Raw genomic sequence first — 19,247 nt, forward strand, 5'->3', positions numbered from 1 at the left:
CGACCTCAGTAGCTTCGAGGCAGGCCCAGCGAGGTCTGCGCGACGAAGTTGAGGATCATCTCCCGGCTCACCGGTGCGATCCGCGCCAGCCGGGACGAGGTGACCGCCGCGGCGATGCCGTACTCCTTGGTCAGGCCGTTGCCGCCGAGCGACTGCACCGCCTGGTCGACCGCCCGGGTGGATGCCTCGCCGGCGGCGTACTTGGCCATGTTGGCCGCCTCTGCGGCGCCGAAGTCATCGCCGGCGTCATAGAGCGTCGCCGCCTTCTGCATCATCAGCTTGGCCAACTGGATCTCGATGTGGTTGGCCGCCAGCGGATGCGACAGGCCCTGGTGCGCGCCGATCGGGGTCTTCCACACCTGGCGGGTGGTGACGTAGTCGACGGCCTTGCCGATCGCGAAGCGGCCCATGCCGACCGCGCTGGCCGCGCCCATGATGCGCTCCGGGTTCAGGCCCGCGAACAGCTGCGCGATGGCGGCATCCTCGGAGCCCACCAGCGCGTCGGCCGGCAGCCGGACGTCGTCGAGGAACACCTGGAACTGGCGCTCGGGGCTGACCAGCTCCATCTCGATCGGCGTCCAGCTCAAACCGGGGGTGTCGGTGGGCACCACGAACAGCGCCGGCCGCAGGTTGCCGGTCTTGGCGTCCTCGCTGCGACCCACCACCAACACTGCCTGCGCCTGGTCGACGCCGGAGATGAAGGTCTTCTGGCCCTTGAGGATCCAGTCGGACCCGTCGCGGCGCGCGGTGGTGGTGATCTTGTGCGAGTTCGATCCGGCGTCGGGCTCGGTGATGGCGAAGGCCATGGTCAGCGAGCCGTCGGCGATACCGGGGATCCACCGCTTCTTCTGCTCGTCGGTGCCGAACTTGGAGATGATGGTGCCGTTGATGGCCGGCGAGACGACCATCATCAGCAGCGCGCAGCCGTTCGCCGACATCTCTTCCATGACCAGCGACAGCTCGTACATGCCGGCGCCGCCGCCGCCGTACTCCTCCGGCAGGTTGACGCCGATGAAGCCGAGCTTGCCTGCCTCGTTCCACAGTTCGTCGGTGTGCTCGCCGGCGCGGGCCTTCTCCAGGTAGTAGTCCTGGCCGTAGTTGCGGGCCATCGCGGCGACCGACTCACGCAGTGCGCGCCGTTCGTCGCTTTCGATGAAGCTGGTGTCGCTCATTCGGAATCTCCTTCTGCTTCGGATGCTGTTTCGGATTGTTCGACACGGGCCAGCACGGCGCCGACCTCTACTTGGTCGCCCGGCTTGACGTCGAGTTGAGTGAGCACGCCGTCGGACGGCGCGCTGATGGTGTGTTCCATCTTCATGGCTTCCAGCCAGATCAGTGGCTGGCCGGCGCTCACCCGGTCACCGACGGCCGCACCCAGCCGGATCACGTTGCCCGGCATGGGCGCCAGCAGCGATCCCTGCGCGACCGCCGACTCCGGATCGGGGAAGCGGGGCAACGCCACCAGATGGACGGCTCCGGCGGGGGAGTCGATATAGACGTCCGACCCGTACCGCGCCACGGTGAACGTACGGGCGACGCCGGCCGGATCGGCCAGCACCACCTCGTCCGGAGTCGACGAAAGCAGGGTGGCATCGCCGCCGTTGACAATCAATCCCGTTCGGGTGAAGCGGTATTCGATCCGATGCTCGGTACCGGCGTCGTCGAGGTAGCCCTTGGACTGGAAACCCGAGGCCAGGTTGCGCCAACCGCCGGGAATGGAGCTGAACACTTGCGCGGTGGCCCGATTGTGTGCGGCGTCAGCCAAAGCGGCCGCGATCGCACTGGACTGCACTGTGGCGGAGTCGGCCAGTGGCGCCGACAGCTCCGCGAGTCCGTGGGTGTCGAAGAACGCCGTGTCGGTCGCGCCGTCCAGGAAGGCCGGATGACGCAGCACGTTGACCAGCAGGTCGCGGTTGGTGCGCAACCCGTGCAGCCAGGTGCGCGCCAGCGCGCCTGCAAGCACGGCCGCGGCCTGCCGGCGGGTCGGCGCGTAGCTGATCACTTTGGCCAGCATCGGGTCGTAGTAAATGGAAACGGTCGACCCGCCGACGATGCCGGAGTCCAGCCGGACGCCGGTGCGCCGGGACAGCGTCTCGAACTGAGTCGTTACGCCCGGAACGTCGAGGGCGTGCACCGGCCCGGCCTGCGGCTGCCACCCGTGGGCCGGATCTTCGGCGTAGAGGCGCACCTCGATCGAATGCCCGTGTGCGGCCGGCGGTTCGGCGTCCAGACGAGCCCCGTCGGCCACCGCGATCTGCAGTTCGACCAGGTCGACACCGGTGGTCTCCTCGGTGACCGGGTGCTCGACCTGCAGCCGGGTGTTCATCTCCAGGAAGTAGAACTCGCCGCGGGAGTCGGCCAAAAACTCCACGGTTCCCGCGCCGGTGTAGCCGATCGCGCTGGCCGCCAGCCGGGCGGCTTCGAACAGCTTGGCGCGCATCCCGGGGGTGCGTTCCACCAACGGCGAGGGTGCCTCTTCGATGACCTTCTGGTGGCGGCGCTGAATTGAGCATTCCCGTTCGCCGACCGCCCACACCGTGCCGTGCTGATCGGCCATCACCTGGACCTCGATGTGATGCCCGGTCGGCAGATAGCGCTCGCAGAACACCGTCGGGTCTCCGAACGCCGACGCGGCTTCCCGTTGGGCGGCCGCCACTTCGCCTGCCAAGGCTGACAATTCGTTGACCACCCGCATGCCGCGGCCGCCACCGCCGGCGGAGGCCTTCACCAGCACCGGCAGTTGGGCGGCCGTGACGGTCGCCGGGTCGAGTTCTTCGAGAACCGGCACGCCCGCGGCGGCCATCATCTTCTTCGACTCGATCTTGGAACCCATCGAGGTCACCGCGGCCACCGGCGGGCCGATCCACGTCAGCCCGGCGGCCTGCACGGCGGCGGCGAAGTCGGCGTTCTCGGAGAGGAATCCATAGCCGGGATGGATGGCGTCGGCGCCGGAGGCCTGGGCCGCGGCGATGATCGCCTCGGCGTCCAGGTAGCTGTTGGTCTCCGGCAGGCGCACTTTCGCGTCGGCTTCGGCGACGTGCGGCATGCCTGCGTCGGGATCGGTGTAGACCGCGACCGTGCCCAGGCCCAGGCGACGGCAGGTGGCGAAGACCCGTCGGGCGATCTCGCCGCGGTTGGCCACCAGAACAGTGCTGATCATTGACTCTGCCTTCTGCTCTTCGCGCAAGCGCTCATCGCGCTCACATCCGGAAGACGCCGAAGTTCGACGTCCCCTCGATCGGGCCACTGGCGATGGCGGACAAACACATTCCCAATACGGTGCGGGTGTCGCGCGGGTCGATCACGCCGTCGTCGTAGAGCATCCCCGACAGCACGAGCGGCAGCGACTCGGCTTCGATTTGGCCTTCGACCATGGCGCGCATGGCGGCGTCGGCCTGCTCGTCGACCTGTTGCCCGCGGGCCTCGGTGGCCGCCCGGTTGACGATAGACAGCACGCCCGCGAGCTGCGCCCCGCCCATCACCGAGGACTTGGCCGACGGCCAGGCAAACAGAAAACGGGGATCGTAGGCGCGTCCACACATGCCGTAGTGCCCGGCGCCGTAGGAGGCGCCCAGCAGCAGCGAGATGTGCGGCACCGTCGAATTGGATACGGCGTTGATCATCATCGAGCCGTGCTTGATCATGCCGCCCTCTTCGTAGTCCTTGCCCACCATGTATCCGGTGGTGTTGTGCAGGAACAACAGTGGGGTGTCAGACCGGTTGGCCAACTGGATGAACTGGGTGGCCTTCTGGGATTCCTCGCTGAACAAGACGCCCCGGGCGTTGGCCAAGATGCCGATCGGATATCCGTGCAGCCGTGCCCAACCGGTCACCAACGACGACCCGTACAGCGGCTTGAACTCATCGAAGTCGGAGCCGTCGACGATCCGTGCGATCACCTCTCGCGGGTCGAACGGGATGCGCAGGTCTGCGGGCACGATGCCGATCAGTTCCTCGGCGTCGTAGCGCGGTTCGACCACGGGAATAGGCTTCGGGCCCTGCTTGACCCAGTTCAGCCGGGCCACGATCCGTCGGCCGATGCGCAGTGCGTCAAGTTCGTCGTTGGCGAGGTAGTCGCCCAGTCCGGAAGTGCGCGAGTGCATCTCGGCACCGCCGAGTGACTCGTCGTCGGACTCCTCGCCGGTGGCCATCTTCACCAGCGGTGGCCCGGCCAGGAACACCTTGGAGCGTTCCTTGATCATCACCACGTGGTCGGACATGCCGGGTACATAGGCCCCGCCGGCGGTGGAGTTGCCGAATACCAGCGCGATGGTCGGGATGCCGGCGGCCGACAGTCGAGTCAGGTCGCGGAACATCTGGCCGCCGGGGATGAAGACTTCCTTCTGGGTGGGCAGGTCCGCCCCGCCGGATTCCACCAGCGAGATCACCGGAAGCCGGTTCTCCAAAGCGATCTTGTTGGCCCGCAGGATCTTGCGCAGCGTCCACGGGTTGGAGGTGCCGCCTTTGACCGTCGGGTCGTTGGCGACGATCATGCACTCCACGCCTTCGACCGCGCCGATCCCGGTGACCAGGCTGGCACCGACCTGGAAGGCGCTGCCCCAGGCAGCCAGCGGGCACAGCTCCAGGAACGGTGAGTCGGCGTCGATCAGCGCTTCGATGCGTTCCCGGGCGGTGAGCTTGCCGCGGGAATGGTGGCGGTCCACGTACTTGGGTCCGCCGCCGGCGAGTGCCTTGGCGTGCTCGGCATCGATCTCGGCGAGTTTGTCGGTCAGCGCCGATGCCGCGTCGGTGTAGGCCGGTGACGAAGGGTCCAGGGTCGATTTCAAGACCGTCATGATTGGTATCCCAGGGTCTTGGCGGCCAGTGAGGTCAGGATTTCGGTGGTTCCGCCGCCGATGCCGATGATGCGCATATCCCGATACTGGCGCTCCACCTCGGATTCGGCCATGTAGCCCATGCCGCCGAACAGCTGCACGGCTTGGTTGGCCACCCACTCACCGGCCTCCACCGCGGTGTTCTTGGCGAAACACACCTCGGGGATCAGGAAGGTCTCGCCGGCGAGTTGGCGCTCCACCACGTGGCGGGTGTAGACCCGGGCCACGTCGATGCGGCGGGCCATCTCGGCCAGGGTGTTCTGCACCGCCTGCCGCGAGATCAGCGGTCGGCCGAAGGTCTCCCGGTCCCGACACCACGTCAGGGTCAGATCCAGACAGCGCTGCGCGCTGGCGTAAGCCTGTGCGGCCAGCCCGACCCGCTCGGAGACGAAGGCCGCGGCGATCTGGGCGAAGCCGGTGTTCTCGACGCCGACCAGGTTCGCTGTCGGCACCCGGGCGTCGACGTAGGACAGTTCGGCGGTGTCCGAGGAGCGCCAGCCCATCTTCTCCAGCTTGCGGGTCACTTGAAGACCAGGTGAGCAGCCGGGGCCGTCTTTCTCGACCACCAGCAGCGATACCCCGGCCGCTCCCGGCCCGCCGGTGCGGACCGCGGTCACCACATAGTCGGCGCGCACCGCGGAGGTGATGAAGGTCTTGGAGCCGTTGACCACGTAGTGGTCGCCGTCAAGGCGGGCCGTGGTGCGCAGGTGTCCGACATCCGAGCCGCCGCCGGGCTCGGTGATGGCCAGTGAACCGATCTTCTCGCCGGCCAGCGTGGGGCGGACGAACTCCTCGATGAGTCTGGCGTCGCCGGAGGCGATCATGTGCGGCACCGCGATACCGCAGGTGAACAGGGAGGCGAATACGCCGCCCGGCGCCCCGGCCTGGTGCATCTCCTCGCAGACGACCACCGCGTCGGCGCCGTCGCCGCCACTGCCGCCAACCTCCTCGGGGAAGCCCGCGCCCAGCAAGCCGACCTCGGCGGCCTTGCGGTGCAGTTCGCGCGGCAGCTCGCCGGAGCGTTCCCACTCGTCGACGTGCGGCAGAATTTCGCGTTCGACGAAACCGCGCACGGTCTTGCGCAGCGCCTCGCGTTCGGGGGTGGTCCAGATACTCACGGGGTCCCTTCTGGTAGGAGTCGTTCGGGTATCTCGAGATGACGGCTGCGCAGCCATTCGCCCAGCCCCTTGGCCTGCGGGTCGAATCGGGCTTGGTAGGCCACTCCCTGCCCGAGGATGCCCTCGATCACGAAGTTCACGGCGCGCAACTTCGGCAGCAGGTGACGGGTGACGGGCAACTCGGCGGTTTCCGGAAGCAGCTTCCGCAACATCTCAGTGGTCAGCGTGTGGGCCAGCCAGCGCCACTGCTCTTCGGTGCGCACCCAGACCCCGACATTGGCCGAGCCGCCCTTGTCGCCACTGCGGGCGCCCGCGATCAAGCCCAGCGGCACTCGCCGGGTGGGACCGGCCGGGAGCGGTTCAGGCAGCTTGGGCTCGGGAGCCGGGGCCAGTTCCAGGGTCTCGGCCGCCGCAGTGATATCCACCCGGGTGCCGTCGGCGTGCACGGCGACGTGCGGCACCTGGGTGGCATCGACATAGCCGGGGGTGAAGACCCCGTAGACCTGACCGTCTCCGGGCGGGGCGGTGACGCAGAACCCGGGGTAGCTGGCCAGGGCGAGCTCGATGCCGGCCGCGGAGAACTTGCGGCCCACATTGGCCGGGTCGGGGTCGCGCACCACACAGTGCAGCAGGGCGCTGGCGGTTTCCTCGGTGTCGGCGTCCGGGCGGTCGGTGCGCGCCAGCGTCCACTCCAGCTCGGCTGGCCGCACAGTCATGGCCGCCTCGAGCTGGGTGCGCAGCAGCGCGGCCTTGGCCTCGATGTCCAGGCCGGTCAGCACGAACGTGGTGGAGTTGCGGAACCCGCCGATCGAGTTCAGCGACACCTTGTAGGTGGGTGGCGGCGCCTCGCCGGTGACGCCGGAGATCCGCACCCGGTCCGGGCCGCCCGTCTTGTCCAAGGCCAGCTCGATGCTGTCCATTCGTGCGGTGACGTCGGGGTTGGCGTAGCGCGCGCCGGTCACTTCATAGAGCAGCTGCGCGGTCACGGTGTCGACACTGACCAGCCCGCCGGTGCCGGAATGCTTGGTGATCACCGACGACCCGTCGGCGTGGATCTCGGCGAGCGGGAACCCGGGGTGCAACATCTGCTCGGTGGGAATCTCGGTAAAGAAGGAGAAATTGCCGCCGCTGGCCTGGATGCCGCACTCGATGACGTGGCCGGCCACCACCGCGCCGGCGAGCTGGTCGTAGTCCGTGCGGCTCCAGCCGAAGTGCGCGGCCGCGGGCCCGACGATCACCGATGCGTCGGTGACCCGGCCGGTGATCACCACGTCGGCGCCACCGGACAGGCACTCGACGATGCCCCAGGCGCCCAGGTACGCGTTCGCTGTCAGAGGGCTGCCCAGCCCGAGCTCGCCGGCCCGGGGCAGCAGGTCGTCGCCTTCGACGTGCGCCACCCGGGCCGGGATGCCGAGTCGCTGCGCCAGCTCGCGCACCGCGTCGGCCAGGCCCGCCGGATTGAGCCCGCCGGCATTGGCCACGATGCGAACGCCCTGGTCGAGGGCCAATCCGAGGCACTGTTCGAGCTGAGTCAGGAAGGTCTTGGCATAGCCGCGCTCCGGGTTCTTCATCCGGTCGCGGCCCAGGATCAGCATGGTGAGCTCGGCCAGGTAGTCGCCGGTGAGATAGTCCAGCTCGCCACCGGTGAGCATCTCGTGCATTGCGGCGTGGCGGTCGCCGTAGAACCCCGAGCAGTTGCCGATCCGAACGGCTGCTGTCATCCCCAAATCCCATCCCTCAACCAACCGGTAGGTTAGCCGGTACCGCCGGTGCCGCGTCAAGGCGCATCGTCACCGATCGAAGCTATTTTGGAGCCGACGCTGGTCACCGGCTATCCTTTCGGATAGTCCCGCCGCTGGTATCGAAGCGGCACTATGCCAACAACAGGAGAGGCTCGACCATGGCCGTGCCGAAACGCAGGATGTCGCGTGCGAACACTCGTAGTCGCCGCGCGCAGTGGAAGGCTGAGGCAACCGGCCTGGTCAACGTGACGGTCGCCGGTCGCGCGCACAAGGTGCCGCGTCGCCTCCTCAAAGCCGCACGTTTGGGCCTCGTTGACCTCGATCGCCGCTAAATAGGCACCGACACGACCGGCTCCTGACACTCCAGATCGCCTTTCGGATGATTGGATAGCACCCATGGCTACCCGGGTACTGGTTGTTGATGACGATCGCGCTGTGCGCGAGTCGTTGCGCAGGTCTCTGTCGTTCAATGGTTACTCGGTCTCGCTGGCCACTGACGGCGTCGAGGCGCTCGAGGCGATCACCAGCGACCGTCCGGACGCGATGATCCTGGACGTCATGATGCCGCGGCTGGACGGACTGGAAGTCTGTCGCCAGCTGCGTAGCACCGGTGACGACCTGCCGATCTTGGTCCTGACGGCCCGAGACTCGGTGTCCGAGCGGGTCGCCGGCCTCGATGCCGGCGCCGACGACTATCTGCCGAAGCCGTTTGCGCTGGAGGAACTGCTGGCGCGGATGCGGGCGCTGCTGCGCCGCACCACCGCCGAGGACCTGTCCGAATCGGTCGCGATGTCGTTCGAGGACCTGACACTGGACCCGGTGACCCGCGAGGTCACCCGCGGGGACCGGCAGATCAGCCTGACCCGCACCGAGTTCGCCCTGTTGGAGATGTTGATCGCCAACCCGCGTCGGGTGCTGACCCGCAGCCGGATTCTCGAGGAGGTGTGGGGCTTCGACTTCCCCACCTCGGGCAACGCGCTGGAGGTCTACATCGGGTACCTGCGTCGCAAGACTGAGGCCGAAGGTGAGCCGCGGCTGATCTACACCGTGCGCGGGGTGGGTTACGTGCTGCGCGAGACTCCTCCCTGATGCAATCCTTCCGCCGTCGGCAGGGTGAAGAGGCGAAGAAGACATCCCTGTCGCTGCGCTGGCGGGTGATGCTGCTGGCGATGTCGATGGTGGCGTTGGTGGTGGTGTTGATGGCGGTGGCCGTCTACGCCGTGATCTCGGCTGCGCTCTACAACGACATCGACAACCAGTTGCAGAGCCGCGCGGAGATGCTGATCGCCAGTGGTTCGCTGGCCGCCGATCCCCGCAAGGCGATCGAGGGCACCGCCTACTCCGACGTCAACGCCATGCTGGTCAATCCGGGCCGGTCGATCTACACGGCCAATCAGCCCGGTCAGCGGCTTCCGGTCGGACAACAGGAGAAGGCCGTCATCCGCGGCGAGCTGTTCCTGTCGCGCCGCACCGCGTCCGGTCAGCGGGTGCTGGCCGTGCACCTGCCCAATGGCAGCACGCTGCTGATCTCCAAGAGCTTGGCGCCCACCCGGGCGGTGACGATGAAGCTGCGGTGGGTGCTGCTGGTCGTCGGCGGGGTGGGTGTCGTGGTGGCTGCGGTGGCCGGCGGCATGGTCACCAGAACCGGGCTCAGACCGGTGGGCCGCCTAACCGAAGCGGCCGAACGCGTGGCGCGCACCGATGACTTGAGGCCGATCCCGGTCTACGGCAGCGACGAATTGGCGCGCCTCACCGAAGCGTTCAACGCCATGTTGCGGGCCCTGGCCGAGTCGCGGGAGCGGCAGGCGCGACTGGTCGCCGACGCCGGGCATGAGCTGAAGACCCCGTTGACATCGTTGCGCACCAACGTCGAGCTGCTGATGGCGTCCGCGGCTCCGGGCGCCCCGCAGTTGCCGGAGGAGGAGATGGCCGAACTGCGTGCCGACGCAATCGGTCAGATCGAGGAATTGTCCACGCTGGTCGGCGATTTGGTAGACCTCACTCGCGACGACCAACGTGAGGTCGCCTACGAGCAGGTCGACATCACCGAGGTAGTCGACCGCAGCATGGAGCGGGTCCGGCGGCGCCGCAACGACATCGAGTTCGACATTCAGGTCGTTCCCTGGCACGTGTACGGCGACGCCGCGGGTCTGTCCCGTGCGGTGCTCAACCTGCTCGACAACGCGGCCAAGTGGAGCCCGTCGGGCGGGGTCGTGGGCTTGCGGATGCGGCAGCTCGACCCGACGCACATGGAGATGATCGTGTCGGACGAGGGGCCGGGAATCCCGGAGAACCAACGGGAATTGGTCTTCGAGCGCTTCTACCGGTCGGACTCCGCACGTGCCATGCCTGGATCCGGGTTGGGGCTGGCCATCGTCAAACAGGTGGTGCTCAAACACGGTGGGTCCATCACCATCGGCGAGACCGTCCCCGGCGGGCATCCGCCCGGGACATCGTTTCGGATGGTGCTGCCCGGTGGGGCCACGTCGGCGGAAGAAATACCGGTCGGAGCAGTCACAGGCGCTTCTCAGTCCATGTAGGCATGGTGGTGAGGCAACGTCGCCGCAGTGGTGTCCCTAGGAGTAGGCAACAAACATGACGAATTACCCCGGGTACCTCCCGCCGCCTCAGCAACCGGAACGGTCCAACCCGGCCGGCGCAGCGGCGGCGGACCAACGCGGACAGTCCGGTTATCCGGGTCGGCCCGCGCAGGGTTCGTACCCGCCGCCCTACGACTGGCGTTATGCCGCGCACCAGGGGCAGCAGCAGTCCGCCTATCGCTCCGCCTATGACGCCTCCTATGGCCGTCCCGGTGTGCCGGGCGGTCCGGGTGGTCCGCGCGGTCCGGTTGGGACTCAGCCGAAGCGTTCCCGCAGCGGTTTGGTGCTGGGAGCGGTCGCAATCGCGGCGATGTCCGGCGTGATGGGCGGCGTGGTCGGTTCGGCACTGCACTCCGATCACAAGCCGGCCGCCACCGGAAGCCACATGCCGAGCATTCAGGCCCCGGGTGTACCGGCCGCGGTGAATCTGCCGGACGGCTCGGTGGAGAAGGTCGCGGCAAAGGTGGTGCCCAGCGTCGTCATGCTGGAGACCGATCTGGGCCGTCAGTCCGAGGAGGGCTCGGGCATCATCCTGTCGGCCGACGGGCTGATCCTGACCAACAACCACGTGGTGGCCGCCGCTGCCGCCAAGCCCGACCCAAGCACCAAGCTTGACCCGGGCGCCAAGCCCGACGGAGCTCCCAAGGGCGCCCCGAGGACCACGGTGACCTTCGCCGATGGCCGCACCGCGCCGTTCACCGTGGTGGGCACCGACCCGGCCAGCGACATCGCCGTGGTGCGCGCGCAGGGCGTCTCGGACCTGACCCCGATCACGATCGGGTCCTCAGCGGACCTGCGGGTGGGCCAGAACGTGGTGGCGGTCGGGTCGCCGCTCGGCCTGGAGGGCACCGTGACGACCGGGATCGTCAGCGCTCTCAACCGGCCCGTCTCCACCAGCGGCGAGGCCGGCAACCAGAACACGGTGCTCGACGCGATCCAGACCGATGCCGCCATCAACCCCGGCAACTCGGGCGGTGCGCTGGTCAACATGAACGGCGACCTGGTCGGGATCAACTCCGCGATCGCCACCATGGGCGGCGATTCCGCCGAAGCGCAGAGCGGTTCGATCGGCCTCGGCTTCGCGATACCGGTGGATCAGGCCAAGCGGATCGCCGACGAGCTCATCAACTCGCCGGACCACACGGCGTCGCACGCCTCGCTGGGGGTGCGCGTCACCAGCGAGCGCAGCCTGCATGGCGCCAAGGTGGTCGAGGTGGTTCCCGGTGAGGCGGCCGCCAAGGCCGGTCTGCCCGAGGGCGCAACGGTGACGGCGTTCGACAAGCGCCCGATCGGCAGCGCTGACGCGCTGGTGGCCGCGGTGCGTTCCAAGGCACCCGGCGACCAGGTGACGCTGACCTACCTGGATGCCGCCGGAGCGTCCAAGACTGCGCAGGTCACGCTGGGTAAAGCGCAGCAGTGACGGGTTGGTGACTCCGCGGTGCCGATGCGGCGGTCCCAGCTTCGCCTCTCCTTCGTCGAGCCTCGCTGAACCGCGGGTTTGATGCGGCGATCCCAGCTTCGCCTCTCCTTCGTCGAGCCTCGCTGAACCGCCGGGAATCCGCCGTATACGGTTGCACCCATGGAGCAGTCCCGAGAACTCGCCGGCCGCGCCCTTGTCGTCGTTGTTGACGACCGCACCGCCCACGGCGATGAGGACCACAGTGGCCCGTTGGTCACCGAATTGTTGGCCGAGGGCGGATTCATGGTCGACGGTGTCGTCGCCGTCGCCGCCGACGAGGTGGAGATCCGCAACGCGCTGAACACGGCGGTGATCGGCGGGGTCGACCTGGTTGTTTCGGTGGGCGGGACCGGGGTCACCCCGCGCGATGTCACCCCCGAGGCCACCCGCGAGCTGCTGGACCGCGAGATCCTCGGCATCGCCGAGGCGCTGCGGGCCTCCGGACTGTCCGCGGGCATTGCCGACGCGGGGCTCTCGCGTGGTCTGGCCGGCGTCTCGGGCAGCACCCTGGTGGTCAACCTGGCGGGGTCCCGGGCGGCGGTCCGCGACGGGATGGCGACGCTGAACCCGCTGGCCGCGGCGATCATCGGCCAACTGTCCAGTCTGGAGATCTAGACGACCATGCCCGGACTCGAAGAGCATCAGTCGTCGTCGGACGAACGCGATCCCGACGACGCTCGAGAGGCCGAAGAACGTGAGCGCTGGTTGCGGGACAACATCCCGCCGCATCACGGTTGAGGTTCGACTTCGCGAAATCCCCCGTACGGACTCCACAGCGGCTATTACGGTTCGCCGTAGGCGGCGTGGCGCCGCTTCGCAGTGCATCCGTACGGAAGGGGAGTTGCGGTGCTCAAGGGATTCAAAAATTTCCTCATGCGCGATGACGTCATCACGGTGGCCATCGGTCTGGTGGTGGCGCTGGCGTTTTCCAATCTGGTCAAGGCCTTCACCGACAGCGTGATCAACCCGCTGGTCTCGGCCGCGCAGCCCGATACTGCCGGGCTGGGGCTGGGTTACCAATTGGGGGCGGAGGGCAACGAGGCGACGTTCATCGACCTCGGCGCATTCATCTCCGCGATCATCTACTTCGTCGTGTTCATGGCCACGATCTACTTCCTGATCGTTCTGCCCTACAAGCACATCCAGAAGCGCCGCGGGAACACCGTGTTCGGCGACCCGGCACCGACCAAGACCTGCCCGGAGTGCAAGTCCGAAATCGCCGCCGACGCCAACAAGTGCAAGTTCTGCGCCAGCGTGCAGCCCGCCACCGCCGCATAGCGGTGTTCAGCGCAGGGTGAGCGTGACAGCCTGACCGAGAGTGGCGCCGGCCACCGCCACCGCAGCGGTGGCCGGCAACGCCACCAATACCACCCGGTCGTCGTGATTGTGTTTGTCGGACACCAGCACCACGATCCCGCCGCTGGCGAGCACTCGGGCGGCGCCCGGCGGGCCGGCGACATCCTCGGCGGCGGTCGTCACGACGTCGACCACGTCGCCTGGGCGCACCAGATCGATCAGTGCTGCGTCGGCCGGATGCACGCCGACGATGCGGGCGTCGGGTCCGGCGGCGGCCTCGGTGAGGCGGCGGCCGAGCACGCGGACATCGGTGAGTATCTCGCCGCGGCGGGCCGGACCCGCCAGCGTGGTCTGCATCAGCGCCGCCATATCAGTGGCGGCACCGTCGGGAACCATTTGAGCCGAACGGCTTTCGAGGGAAAGGTCGTCGAGGGTCAGCGTTGAGCCAGGCGCGATGTCGCGGCTTGCCACTACGACGTTGAGCCGGTCGCCTTGCGGGTTGGAGCGCACTGCCGTGACGCCGGCCAACACGACGAGGGCTCCTGCGGTCATTCGCCGCGCCCGTACGGTGCGAGTCCAGTCGGGACGCAGTGCCAGCGAGATCCGGCTGATCAGTGTGGGGTTGAGCGAGTCGCCCATGGCGTCACGCTAAGCGGCTGCCGCATAACGGATCGTCAGTCCGGGGGTCGGGCTGTGGATAACGAACTACGCCGAGGTGGCTGCCGGTGCCGACGACGTGGTGCTGGCCTTGGCGCTGTCGCTGGGCTTGGTGCCGCTGTCGGCCGATTTGGTGCCGCTGTCGCCCGAGCTACTGCCCGAGTCGCCCGACGTCGAAGAGCTGGCGGAGCTGCTGCCATTGCTGGAACCGTTGGACGTTGACTTCCCGGACTTGCCCGCTTCCCGGCTGTCGTTGCGGTAGAAACCACTGCCCTTGAAGACCACGCCGACCTTGCCGAAGATCTTGCGCAGCCGGCCGTTGCAGTCCTCGCAGGTGGTCAGCGCATCGTCGGTGAAGGCCTGGACCACGTCGAAGCGGTTGCTGCACTCGGTGCAGGCATAGCTGTAGGTGGGCACGTGAACCTCCGTGAATCGAACAATCGGCTTAGCACTCTACCGTGCTAAGTGCTAGAACCACCATGTGGCCTTCCTCATTCCAAGGCTCGTTGTGGGGCCACTTCGACGTCAGCCCAGCGCCACCAGACCGCGCCCGGGTGTCACGGCATGCGTCATCGGCACGTCGTGGGCCTCCGCGGGCAGCTCGTCGAGAAGCTCCGCGTCGCGAACCACCGCTACCAGCGGAATCTGCGGCCTGCGCCACTGCAGCGAGCGGTCGTAGAAACCGGCGCCGCGCCCCAGCCGGGCGCCTCGGCGGTCGACGGCCACCGCCGGCACCACGATCAGGTCCGCCTCGGCCAGCGCGTCGGCGGCCAGCCAGGGTTCCGGTGGTTCGAGCAGGCCGAACCGGGCGGTGGTGAGGTTTTCGGGCCGGTATTCGCCCCACAGCAGCGCCAGCGGGGTGCCGTCGTCCTCGGTGCGCACCACCGGTAACAGCACCCGCGCGCCACGACGGGCCAGGCCCGCGAGCATCGCGGTCGAGCCCGGCTCGCTGCCCACCGGCACATAGGCGCAGACCGTGCCGGCGTCGTCCGCGAGCCGCTCCAGGTGCTTGGCCAGCGCTGCGGCCTCGGCATCGTGCACGTCGGGGGGTACCGCGCGTCGGTCGGCGAGCAGCCGCGCCCGCAACGCGGACTTGGCGGCCACCACCGCGTCGTCGGTCACGGCAACCAGACTGTCAGCAACGGCTCGCCCACCGCCAGCCGAAGAGGTGAAGTGGATTGCGGTTATCGTGTGAGCAATGCCCACGCCGAAGGTCCCGATTCCGCGCACCGCCATTGTGCCCGCGGCAGGTTTGGGCACCCGTTTTCTGCCCGCGACCAAGACCGTTCCCAAAGAACTACTGCCGGTCGTCGACACCCCCGGCATCGAGCTCGTCGCCGCCGAGGCGGCCGAAGCCGGTGCCGAACGGTTGGTGATCATCACCTCCGAAGGCAAGGACGGCGTGGTCGCGCACTTCGTCGAAGACTTGGTGCTCGAAGGCACGCTGGAGGCCCGCGGTAAGAAGGCGATGCTGGCCAAGGTGCGCCGCGCCCCGCAGTTGATCAAGGTCGAGTCGGTGGTGCAGGCCGAGCCGCTGGGCCTGGGGCACGCTATCAGCTGCGTCGAGCCCACCTTGTCCGACGACGAAGATGCCGTGGCGGTCCTGCTGCCCGACGACCTGGTGCTGCCCACCGGAGTGCTGGAGACCATGTCCAAGGTGCGTGCCCGCCGGGGCGGCACCGTGTTGTGCGCGATCGAGGTCAGCCCCGACGAGGTCAGCGCCTACGGCGTCTTCGACGTCGAGCCGCTGCCCGATGGTGACAACCCGGACGTGATGCGGGTCAAGGGGATGGTCGAGAAGCCCAAGGCCCAAGACGCACCGTCGATGTATGCCGCGGCGGGCCGCTACGTGCTGGACCGGGCCGTGTTCGACGCGTTGCGGCGCATCGACCGCGGGGCCGGCGGCGAGGTGCAGCTCACCGACGCGATCGCGCTGATGATCGCCGAAGGCCATCCCGTACACGTCGTCGTGCACCGGGGGTCGCGACACGACCTGGGAAATCCGGGCGGCTACCTCAAAGCTGCGGTTGACTTTGCCTTGGACCGCGACGACTACGGTCCGGATCTGCGCCGGTGGCTGGTGGCGCGGCTGGGCTTGGCGGAGAACTGAGCTGACGTCAGCGGAGATCGGACCGAGGCTGCAACGGAGAAAGGCACACCGTGCGTTCGGTTGAGGAGCAGCAGGCCCGGGTTTCGGCTGCCGCCGTGGCGCCCCGCCCGGTCCGGGTGGCGATCGCCGAGGCTCAGGGCTTGATGTGCGCTGAAGAAGTGGTCGCCGAGCGGCCGATGCCCGCATTCGACCAGGCCGCCATCGACGGTTACGCGGTGCGCAGCGTCGATGTCCTGGGCGCCGACGCGATCGGCGACAGCTCCGATGGGGCCGGGCGCGATGATGCCTCCAGCACCGTGGTCACTTTGCCGGTACTGGGCGTCATCGAAGCCGGCGCCCGTACTCCCACCCGGCTGCAACCCAAGCTGGCCACCCGGATTCAGACCGGGGCGCCGATGCCAACCCTCGCCGACGCGGTGCTTCCGCTGCGTTGGACCGACGGCGGGACCTCCCGCGTGCGGGTGCTGCGGGGCGTACGCCCGGGCGACTACGTGCGTCGGGTCGGCGACGACGTGCAGCCCGGCGATGTCGCGGTGCGCGCGGGAACGGTGGTCGGGGCGGCCCAGGTGGGGCTGCTGGCCGCCGTGGGCCGCGACCGGGTGCTGGTCCACCCGCGCCCCCGCCTGTCGGTCATGGCGGTCGGCGGCGAATTGGTGGATGTGAACCGCACACCCGGCAACGGGCAGGTCTATGACGTCGACTCCTACGCGCTGGCCGCGGCCGGTCGGGATGCGGGTGCGGAGGTCAATCGGGTAGGCATCGTCAGCAATGACCCCAAGAAGCTGCGCGAGACGGTTGAGGGACAGCTCAACCGCGCCGAGGTGGTGGTGATCGCTGGCGGGGTCGGGGGTGCTGCGGCCGATGAGGTACGCGCGGTGCTGGCCGATCTCGGTGACATGGAGGTCGCCCGGATCGCGATGCACCCCGGTTCGGTGCAGGGCTTCGGCCAGCTTGGTCCCGAAGGAGTGCCGACGTTCCTGTTGCCTACCAACCCGGTGAGCGCGCTGGTGGTGTTCGAGGTGATGATCCGCCCGCTGATCCGGCTGTCGCTGGGCAAGCGTGAGCCGATGCGCCGGATGGTGCAGGCCCGCACCCTCGGGCCGATCGCTTCGATGCCCGGCCGCAAGGGGTTCTTGCGTGGCCAGCTGATGCGTGACGAGGACACCGGCGAGTACCTGGTGCAGGTGCTCGGGGCCACTGGCGGCACGGCGTCGCATCTGTTGGCCACGTTGGCCGAGGCGAACTGTCTGGTGGTGGTTCCCGAGGAGGTCGAGCAGATCGCCGCCGGCGAGTTGGTGGACGTCGCCTTCCTGGCTCAGCGGGGCTGAGCCCGAGTCCATGTTGGTCAATCTGTGGCCGTTCAAGGCCGTTGAGCACCCCGGCTGGCCGAGTGTGCTCGGGCCCCTGCGGGTGCCGGCGGGCGTGATCCGGCTCCGGCCGGTGCGGATGCGTGATGGCGTGGCGTGGAGCCGGATTCGGCTGGCCGACCGCGCCTACCTGGAGCAGTGGGAACCCAGTGTGGAGGTGGACTGGGTGACCCGGCACGGCAGCGCCTCCTGGCCGCCGCTGTGTTCGAGTCTGCGCACCGAGGCCCGCTATGGGCGGATGCTGCCGTACGTGATCGAGCTCGACGGCCGATTCTGCGGCCAGCTGACCGTGGGCAATATCGCCCACGGGGCGCTGCGCTCGGCCTGGATCGGGTACTGGGTGTCTAGCGCGGTGGCCGGCGGGGGAGTGGCAACCGGGGCGGTGGCACTCGGGCTCGACCACTGCTTCGGGCCGGTACGGCTGCATCGGGTGGAGGCCACCGTCCGGCCGGAGAACGCGGCCAGCCGGGCGGTGTTGGCCAAGGTCGGCTTCCGTCAGGAAGGGCTGCTGCAGCGCTACCTCGACGTCGATGGGGCGTGGCGCGACCACCTGCTGGTGGCGATGACGATGGAGGAGGTCGCCGGGTCGGTGACCTCGGCGCTGATTCAGTCCGGCCGGGCCGCCCGGGCCTGATGATATTCGGACGAGATGTTACCCGTGTGGTAGTTGTGACTGGCGAGGTCAGCGAGTAAATTACAACTGTGTAATTGGTTCGGCGCGTCGTCCGAGGTCGTGTGGCTCTCACACCTAGCCTTGGCTCGGAAAGGAGCAGGCCAACCATGCCCAGCATCCCGCAATCATTGCTCTGGATCTCACTGGTCGTTCTCTGGCTGTTCGTACTGGTGCCGATGCTGGTCAGCAAGCGTGACGCGGTCCGTCGTACCAGTGACGTGGCCTTGGCGACCCGGGTATTGACCAGTGGGTCCAGCGCCCGGCTGCTCAAGCGCGGCGGCCCGGCCACCGGCCACCGCAGCGATCCCGACTGGCAACACACCGCCGACGACATCGATGAGGCCGACGACATCAATGACGTCGACGAGGTCGAGGGCGAACCCGCCGAGGGTGGCTCGCGGGTGTTCGTCGCCGCGGCCGCGGTGTTCGTCGCCGCGTCGGAGCCGCAGGTCGGCGAGCAGGCTCAACTCGACTACTTGGACGTCGACGTCGTCGCCGACGACTCCGACGAGCTGCCACTGTCGGACGCGGGTCTGGCCGCCGAGGTTGCGGCCGAGGCGCGCGCCCAAGCCGAAGCTCGGGCCGCCGCTGAGGCGGAAGCGCGCGCTGCGGAGGAGGCCGCCATGGCAGCCGAGGCTCTGGCGGCCAAGGCGGAAGCTGCGGCCGAAGAAGAGGTCGACGCGGAGCCTGCTGCCGAGGGCGAAGCCGAAGCCGATGGCTACGAGTACGAATACGTCGAGGACAGCTCCGGGCTGGAACCTGCGGCGGAGTCCACGCGGGCGGGCGCAGCGGGTCTGTCGGCCCGCGGTCGTCGGCCCCGTATCGACACCGCCGCGGCCGTCAGCGCGCGCAAGTACGAGTTCCGCAAGCGGGTGTTGATGTCGCTCGCGGTCGTCCTGGGGCTCTCGGCGCTCACTGCCTTCACCGTGGCACCCACCGCGTGGTGGATCTGTGGTGGCGCCGCAGGTGCGACGGTGCTCTATCTGGCCTACCTACGCCGACAGACCCGTATCGAGCAGCAGGTGCGGGCGCGCCGCACACGGCGCGCCGAGCGTCCGCGTGTGCAGCGCGAGAGTGTCCACACCGACGCGTTCGAGGTGGTGCCGTCACGGCTGCGCCGCCCGGGGGTTGCAGTGCTGGAGATCGACGACGAGGACCCCGTGTTTGAGCACCTGGAGTACACATCCAGTGCCGACCGGTACGGATGGCGCGGCGACCTGGCGCGTGCGTCCGGTCAATAGGTCTCGGTTTCAGGGCACGGGCTAGGGGCTGGTAATCTCCTAGCGGTCAGGGGCTATAGCGCAGTTGGTAGCGCGTCTCGTTCGCATCGAGAAGGTCAGGGGTTCGATTCCCCTTAGCTCCACAGTGTTTGTGAAGATCAGGCTGCTGC

18 protein-coding genes and 1 tRNA gene are annotated in these 19,247 nt (G+C 68.3%); 11 read left to right on the forward strand and 8 right to left on the reverse strand.

The genetic code is table 11. The features are described from left to right. Positions 1–5: 5 nt before the first annotated feature. From NM962_18190 to NM962_18210, 5 genes are read right to left on the reverse strand one after another with little or no spacing between them, the layout of a single operon-like run. A complete protein-coding gene (locus NM962_18190) occupies positions 6–1,172 on the reverse strand; it encodes an acyl-CoA dehydrogenase (protein ID UVO11834.1) in 1,167 nt (388 codons plus the stop codon). Continuing rightward, positions 1,169–3,160, reverse strand: a complete 1,992-nt coding sequence (locus tag NM962_18195) for a biotin/lipoyl-binding protein (protein UVO11835.1) — start codon at positions 3,158–3,160, stop codon at positions 1,169–1,171. Before NM962_18195 ends, NM962_18190 begins: the two co-directional genes overlap by 4 nt. A 40-nt stretch (positions 3,161–3,200) precedes the next feature. Beyond that, on the reverse strand, positions 3,201–4,796 hold the full coding sequence (locus NM962_18200) for an acyl-CoA carboxylase subunit beta (GenBank protein UVO11836.1): 1,596 nt from the start codon (positions 4,794–4,796) through the stop codon (positions 3,201–3,203). Beyond that, positions 4,793–5,953: an acyl-CoA dehydrogenase family protein gene (locus NM962_18205; GenBank protein ID UVO11837.1), complete on the reverse strand. Its 1,161-nt coding sequence runs from the start codon at positions 5,951–5,953 to the stop codon at positions 4,793–4,795. The genes NM962_18200 and NM962_18205 overlap by 4 nt, the downstream gene beginning before the upstream one ends. Further along, positions 5,950–7,674, reverse strand: a complete 1,725-nt coding sequence (locus tag NM962_18210) for a DUF1446 domain-containing protein (GenBank protein UVO11838.1) — start codon at positions 7,672–7,674, stop codon at positions 5,950–5,952. Before NM962_18210 ends, NM962_18205 begins: the two co-directional genes overlap by 4 nt. Positions 7,675–7,853: 179 nt before the next feature. On the opposite strand from NM962_18210, the gene rpmF reads away from it, so the two are divergent. From rpmF to NM962_18240, 6 genes are all read left to right on the forward strand, one after another. Next, positions 7,854–8,027: a 50S ribosomal protein L32 gene (gene rpmF / locus NM962_18215; GenBank protein ID UVO11839.1), complete on the forward strand. Its 174-nt coding sequence runs from the start codon at positions 7,854–7,856 to the stop codon at positions 8,025–8,027. A 64-nt stretch (positions 8,028–8,091) separates the two neighbouring features. Beyond that, positions 8,092–8,784, forward strand: a complete 693-nt coding sequence (locus tag NM962_18220; protein UVO11840.1) for a response regulator transcription factor — start codon at positions 8,092–8,094, stop codon at positions 8,782–8,784. Beyond that, on the forward strand, positions 8,784–10,235 hold the full coding sequence (locus NM962_18225) for a HAMP domain-containing histidine kinase (GenBank protein ID UVO11841.1): 1,452 nt from the start codon (positions 8,784–8,786) through the stop codon (positions 10,233–10,235). The genes NM962_18220 and NM962_18225 overlap by 1 nt, the downstream gene beginning before the upstream one ends. Positions 10,236–10,290: 55 nt before the next feature. Beyond that, positions 10,291–11,715: a trypsin-like peptidase domain-containing protein gene (locus NM962_18230; GenBank protein UVO11842.1), complete on the forward strand. Its 1,425-nt coding sequence runs from the start codon at positions 10,291–10,293 to the stop codon at positions 11,713–11,715. 159 nt (positions 11,716–11,874) lie between these two features. Next, entirely contained in the window at positions 11,875–12,369 is a 495-nt protein-coding gene (locus NM962_18235) for a MogA/MoaB family molybdenum cofactor biosynthesis protein (protein UVO11843.1), read from the forward strand. Positions 12,370–12,627: 258 nt separating this feature from the next. Next, positions 12,628–13,032, forward strand: a complete 405-nt coding sequence (locus NM962_18240; protein ID UVO11844.1) for a zinc ribbon domain-containing protein — start codon at positions 12,628–12,630, stop codon at positions 13,030–13,032. A 6-nt stretch (positions 13,033–13,038) separates the two neighbouring features. On the opposite strand, the gene NM962_18245 is transcribed toward NM962_18240, so the two are convergent. From NM962_18245 to NM962_18255, 3 genes are all read right to left on the reverse strand, one after another. Continuing rightward, positions 13,039–13,689 carry an SAF domain-containing protein gene (locus NM962_18245; protein ID UVO11845.1) on the reverse strand — a complete coding sequence of 217 codons (651 nt, stop codon included), beginning with the start codon at positions 13,687–13,689 and terminating at the stop codon, positions 13,039–13,041. 66 nt (positions 13,690–13,755) lie between these two features. Next, positions 13,756–14,124 carry an FmdB family transcriptional regulator gene (locus NM962_18250; GenBank protein UVO11846.1) on the reverse strand — a complete coding sequence of 123 codons (369 nt, stop codon included), beginning with the start codon at positions 14,122–14,124 and terminating at the stop codon, positions 13,756–13,758. Between the two features lie 108 nt (positions 14,125–14,232). Beyond that, positions 14,233–14,829 (reverse strand): 5-formyltetrahydrofolate cyclo-ligase, encoded by a 597-nt coding sequence (locus tag NM962_18255; GenBank protein ID UVO11847.1) that lies wholly within the window; start codon positions 14,827–14,829, stop codon positions 14,233–14,235. Between the two features lie 76 nt (positions 14,830–14,905). Here NM962_18255 and NM962_18260 point away from each other — a divergent pair, with 76 nt between their 5' ends. The 5 genes from NM962_18260 to NM962_18280 all read left to right on the forward strand — a co-directional run bounded on the left by NM962_18260 (position 14,906) and on the right by NM962_18280 (position 19,220). After that, positions 14,906–15,817, forward strand: a complete 912-nt coding sequence (locus tag NM962_18260) for a UTP--glucose-1-phosphate uridylyltransferase (GenBank protein ID UVO11848.1) — start codon at positions 14,906–14,908, stop codon at positions 15,815–15,817. 50 nt (positions 15,818–15,867) lie between these two features. Continuing rightward, positions 15,868–17,145, forward strand: coding sequence for a molybdopterin molybdotransferase MoeA (locus tag NM962_18265; GenBank protein UVO11849.1), 1,278 nt, complete (start codon positions 15,868–15,870; stop codon positions 17,143–17,145). 10 nt (positions 17,146–17,155) lie between these two features. Beyond that, positions 17,156–17,818, forward strand: coding sequence for a GNAT family N-acetyltransferase (locus NM962_18270; GenBank protein ID UVO11850.1), 663 nt, complete (start codon positions 17,156–17,158; stop codon positions 17,816–17,818). A 146-nt stretch (positions 17,819–17,964) separates the two neighbouring features. After that, a complete protein-coding gene (locus NM962_18275) occupies positions 17,965–19,098 on the forward strand; it encodes a hypothetical protein (protein UVO11851.1) in 1,134 nt (377 codons plus the stop codon). A gap of 49 nt (positions 19,099–19,147) precedes the next feature. Then, a tRNA-Ala gene (locus NM962_18280) sits at positions 19,148–19,220 on the forward strand. Positions 19,221–19,247 lie beyond the last annotated feature (27 nt).

This window comes from Mycobacterium sp. SVM_VP21 (genome assembly GCA_024758765.1).
GTDB classification, from domain to species: Bacteria; Actinomycetota; Actinomycetes; order Mycobacteriales; family Mycobacteriaceae; genus Mycobacterium; species Mycobacterium heraklionense_C.

Excerpts from the sequence above, each read along its gene's own strand:
- NM962_18190 (UVO11834.1), bottom strand. The coding sequence starts at position 1,172 with ATGAGCGACACCAGCTTCATCGAAAGCGACGAACGGCGCGCACTGCGT.
- NM962_18195 (UVO11835.1), bottom strand. The coding sequence starts at position 3,160 with ATGATCAGCACTGTTCTGGTGGCCAACCGCGGCGAGATCGCCCGACGG.
- NM962_18200 (UVO11836.1), bottom strand. The coding sequence starts at position 4,796 with ATGACGGTCTTGAAATCGACCCTGGACCCTTCGTCACCGGCCTACACC.
- NM962_18210 (UVO11838.1), bottom strand. The coding sequence starts at position 7,674 with ATGACAGCAGCCGTTCGGATCGGCAACTGCTCGGGGTTCTACGGCGAC.
- rpmF (UVO11839.1), top strand. The coding sequence starts at position 7,854 with ATGGCCGTGCCGAAACGCAGGATGTCGCGTGCGAACACTCGTAGTCGC.
- NM962_18220 (UVO11840.1), top strand. The coding sequence starts at position 8,092 with ATGGCTACCCGGGTACTGGTTGTTGATGACGATCGCGCTGTGCGCGAG.
- NM962_18225 (UVO11841.1), top strand. The coding sequence starts at position 8,784 with ATGCAATCCTTCCGCCGTCGGCAGGGTGAAGAGGCGAAGAAGACATCC.
- NM962_18230 (UVO11842.1), top strand. The coding sequence starts at position 10,291 with ATGACGAATTACCCCGGGTACCTCCCGCCGCCTCAGCAACCGGAACGG.
- NM962_18235 (UVO11843.1), top strand. The coding sequence starts at position 11,875 with ATGGAGCAGTCCCGAGAACTCGCCGGCCGCGCCCTTGTCGTCGTTGTT.
- NM962_18240 (UVO11844.1), top strand. The coding sequence starts at position 12,628 with ATGCGCGATGACGTCATCACGGTGGCCATCGGTCTGGTGGTGGCGCTG.
- NM962_18245 (UVO11845.1), bottom strand. The coding sequence starts at position 13,689 with ATGGGCGACTCGCTCAACCCCACACTGATCAGCCGGATCTCGCTGGCA.
- NM962_18260 (UVO11848.1), top strand. The coding sequence starts at position 14,906 with ATGCCCACGCCGAAGGTCCCGATTCCGCGCACCGCCATTGTGCCCGCG.
- NM962_18270 (UVO11850.1), top strand. The coding sequence starts at position 17,156 with ATGTTGGTCAATCTGTGGCCGTTCAAGGCCGTTGAGCACCCCGGCTGG.
- NM962_18275 (UVO11851.1), top strand. The coding sequence starts at position 17,965 with ATGCCCAGCATCCCGCAATCATTGCTCTGGATCTCACTGGTCGTTCTC.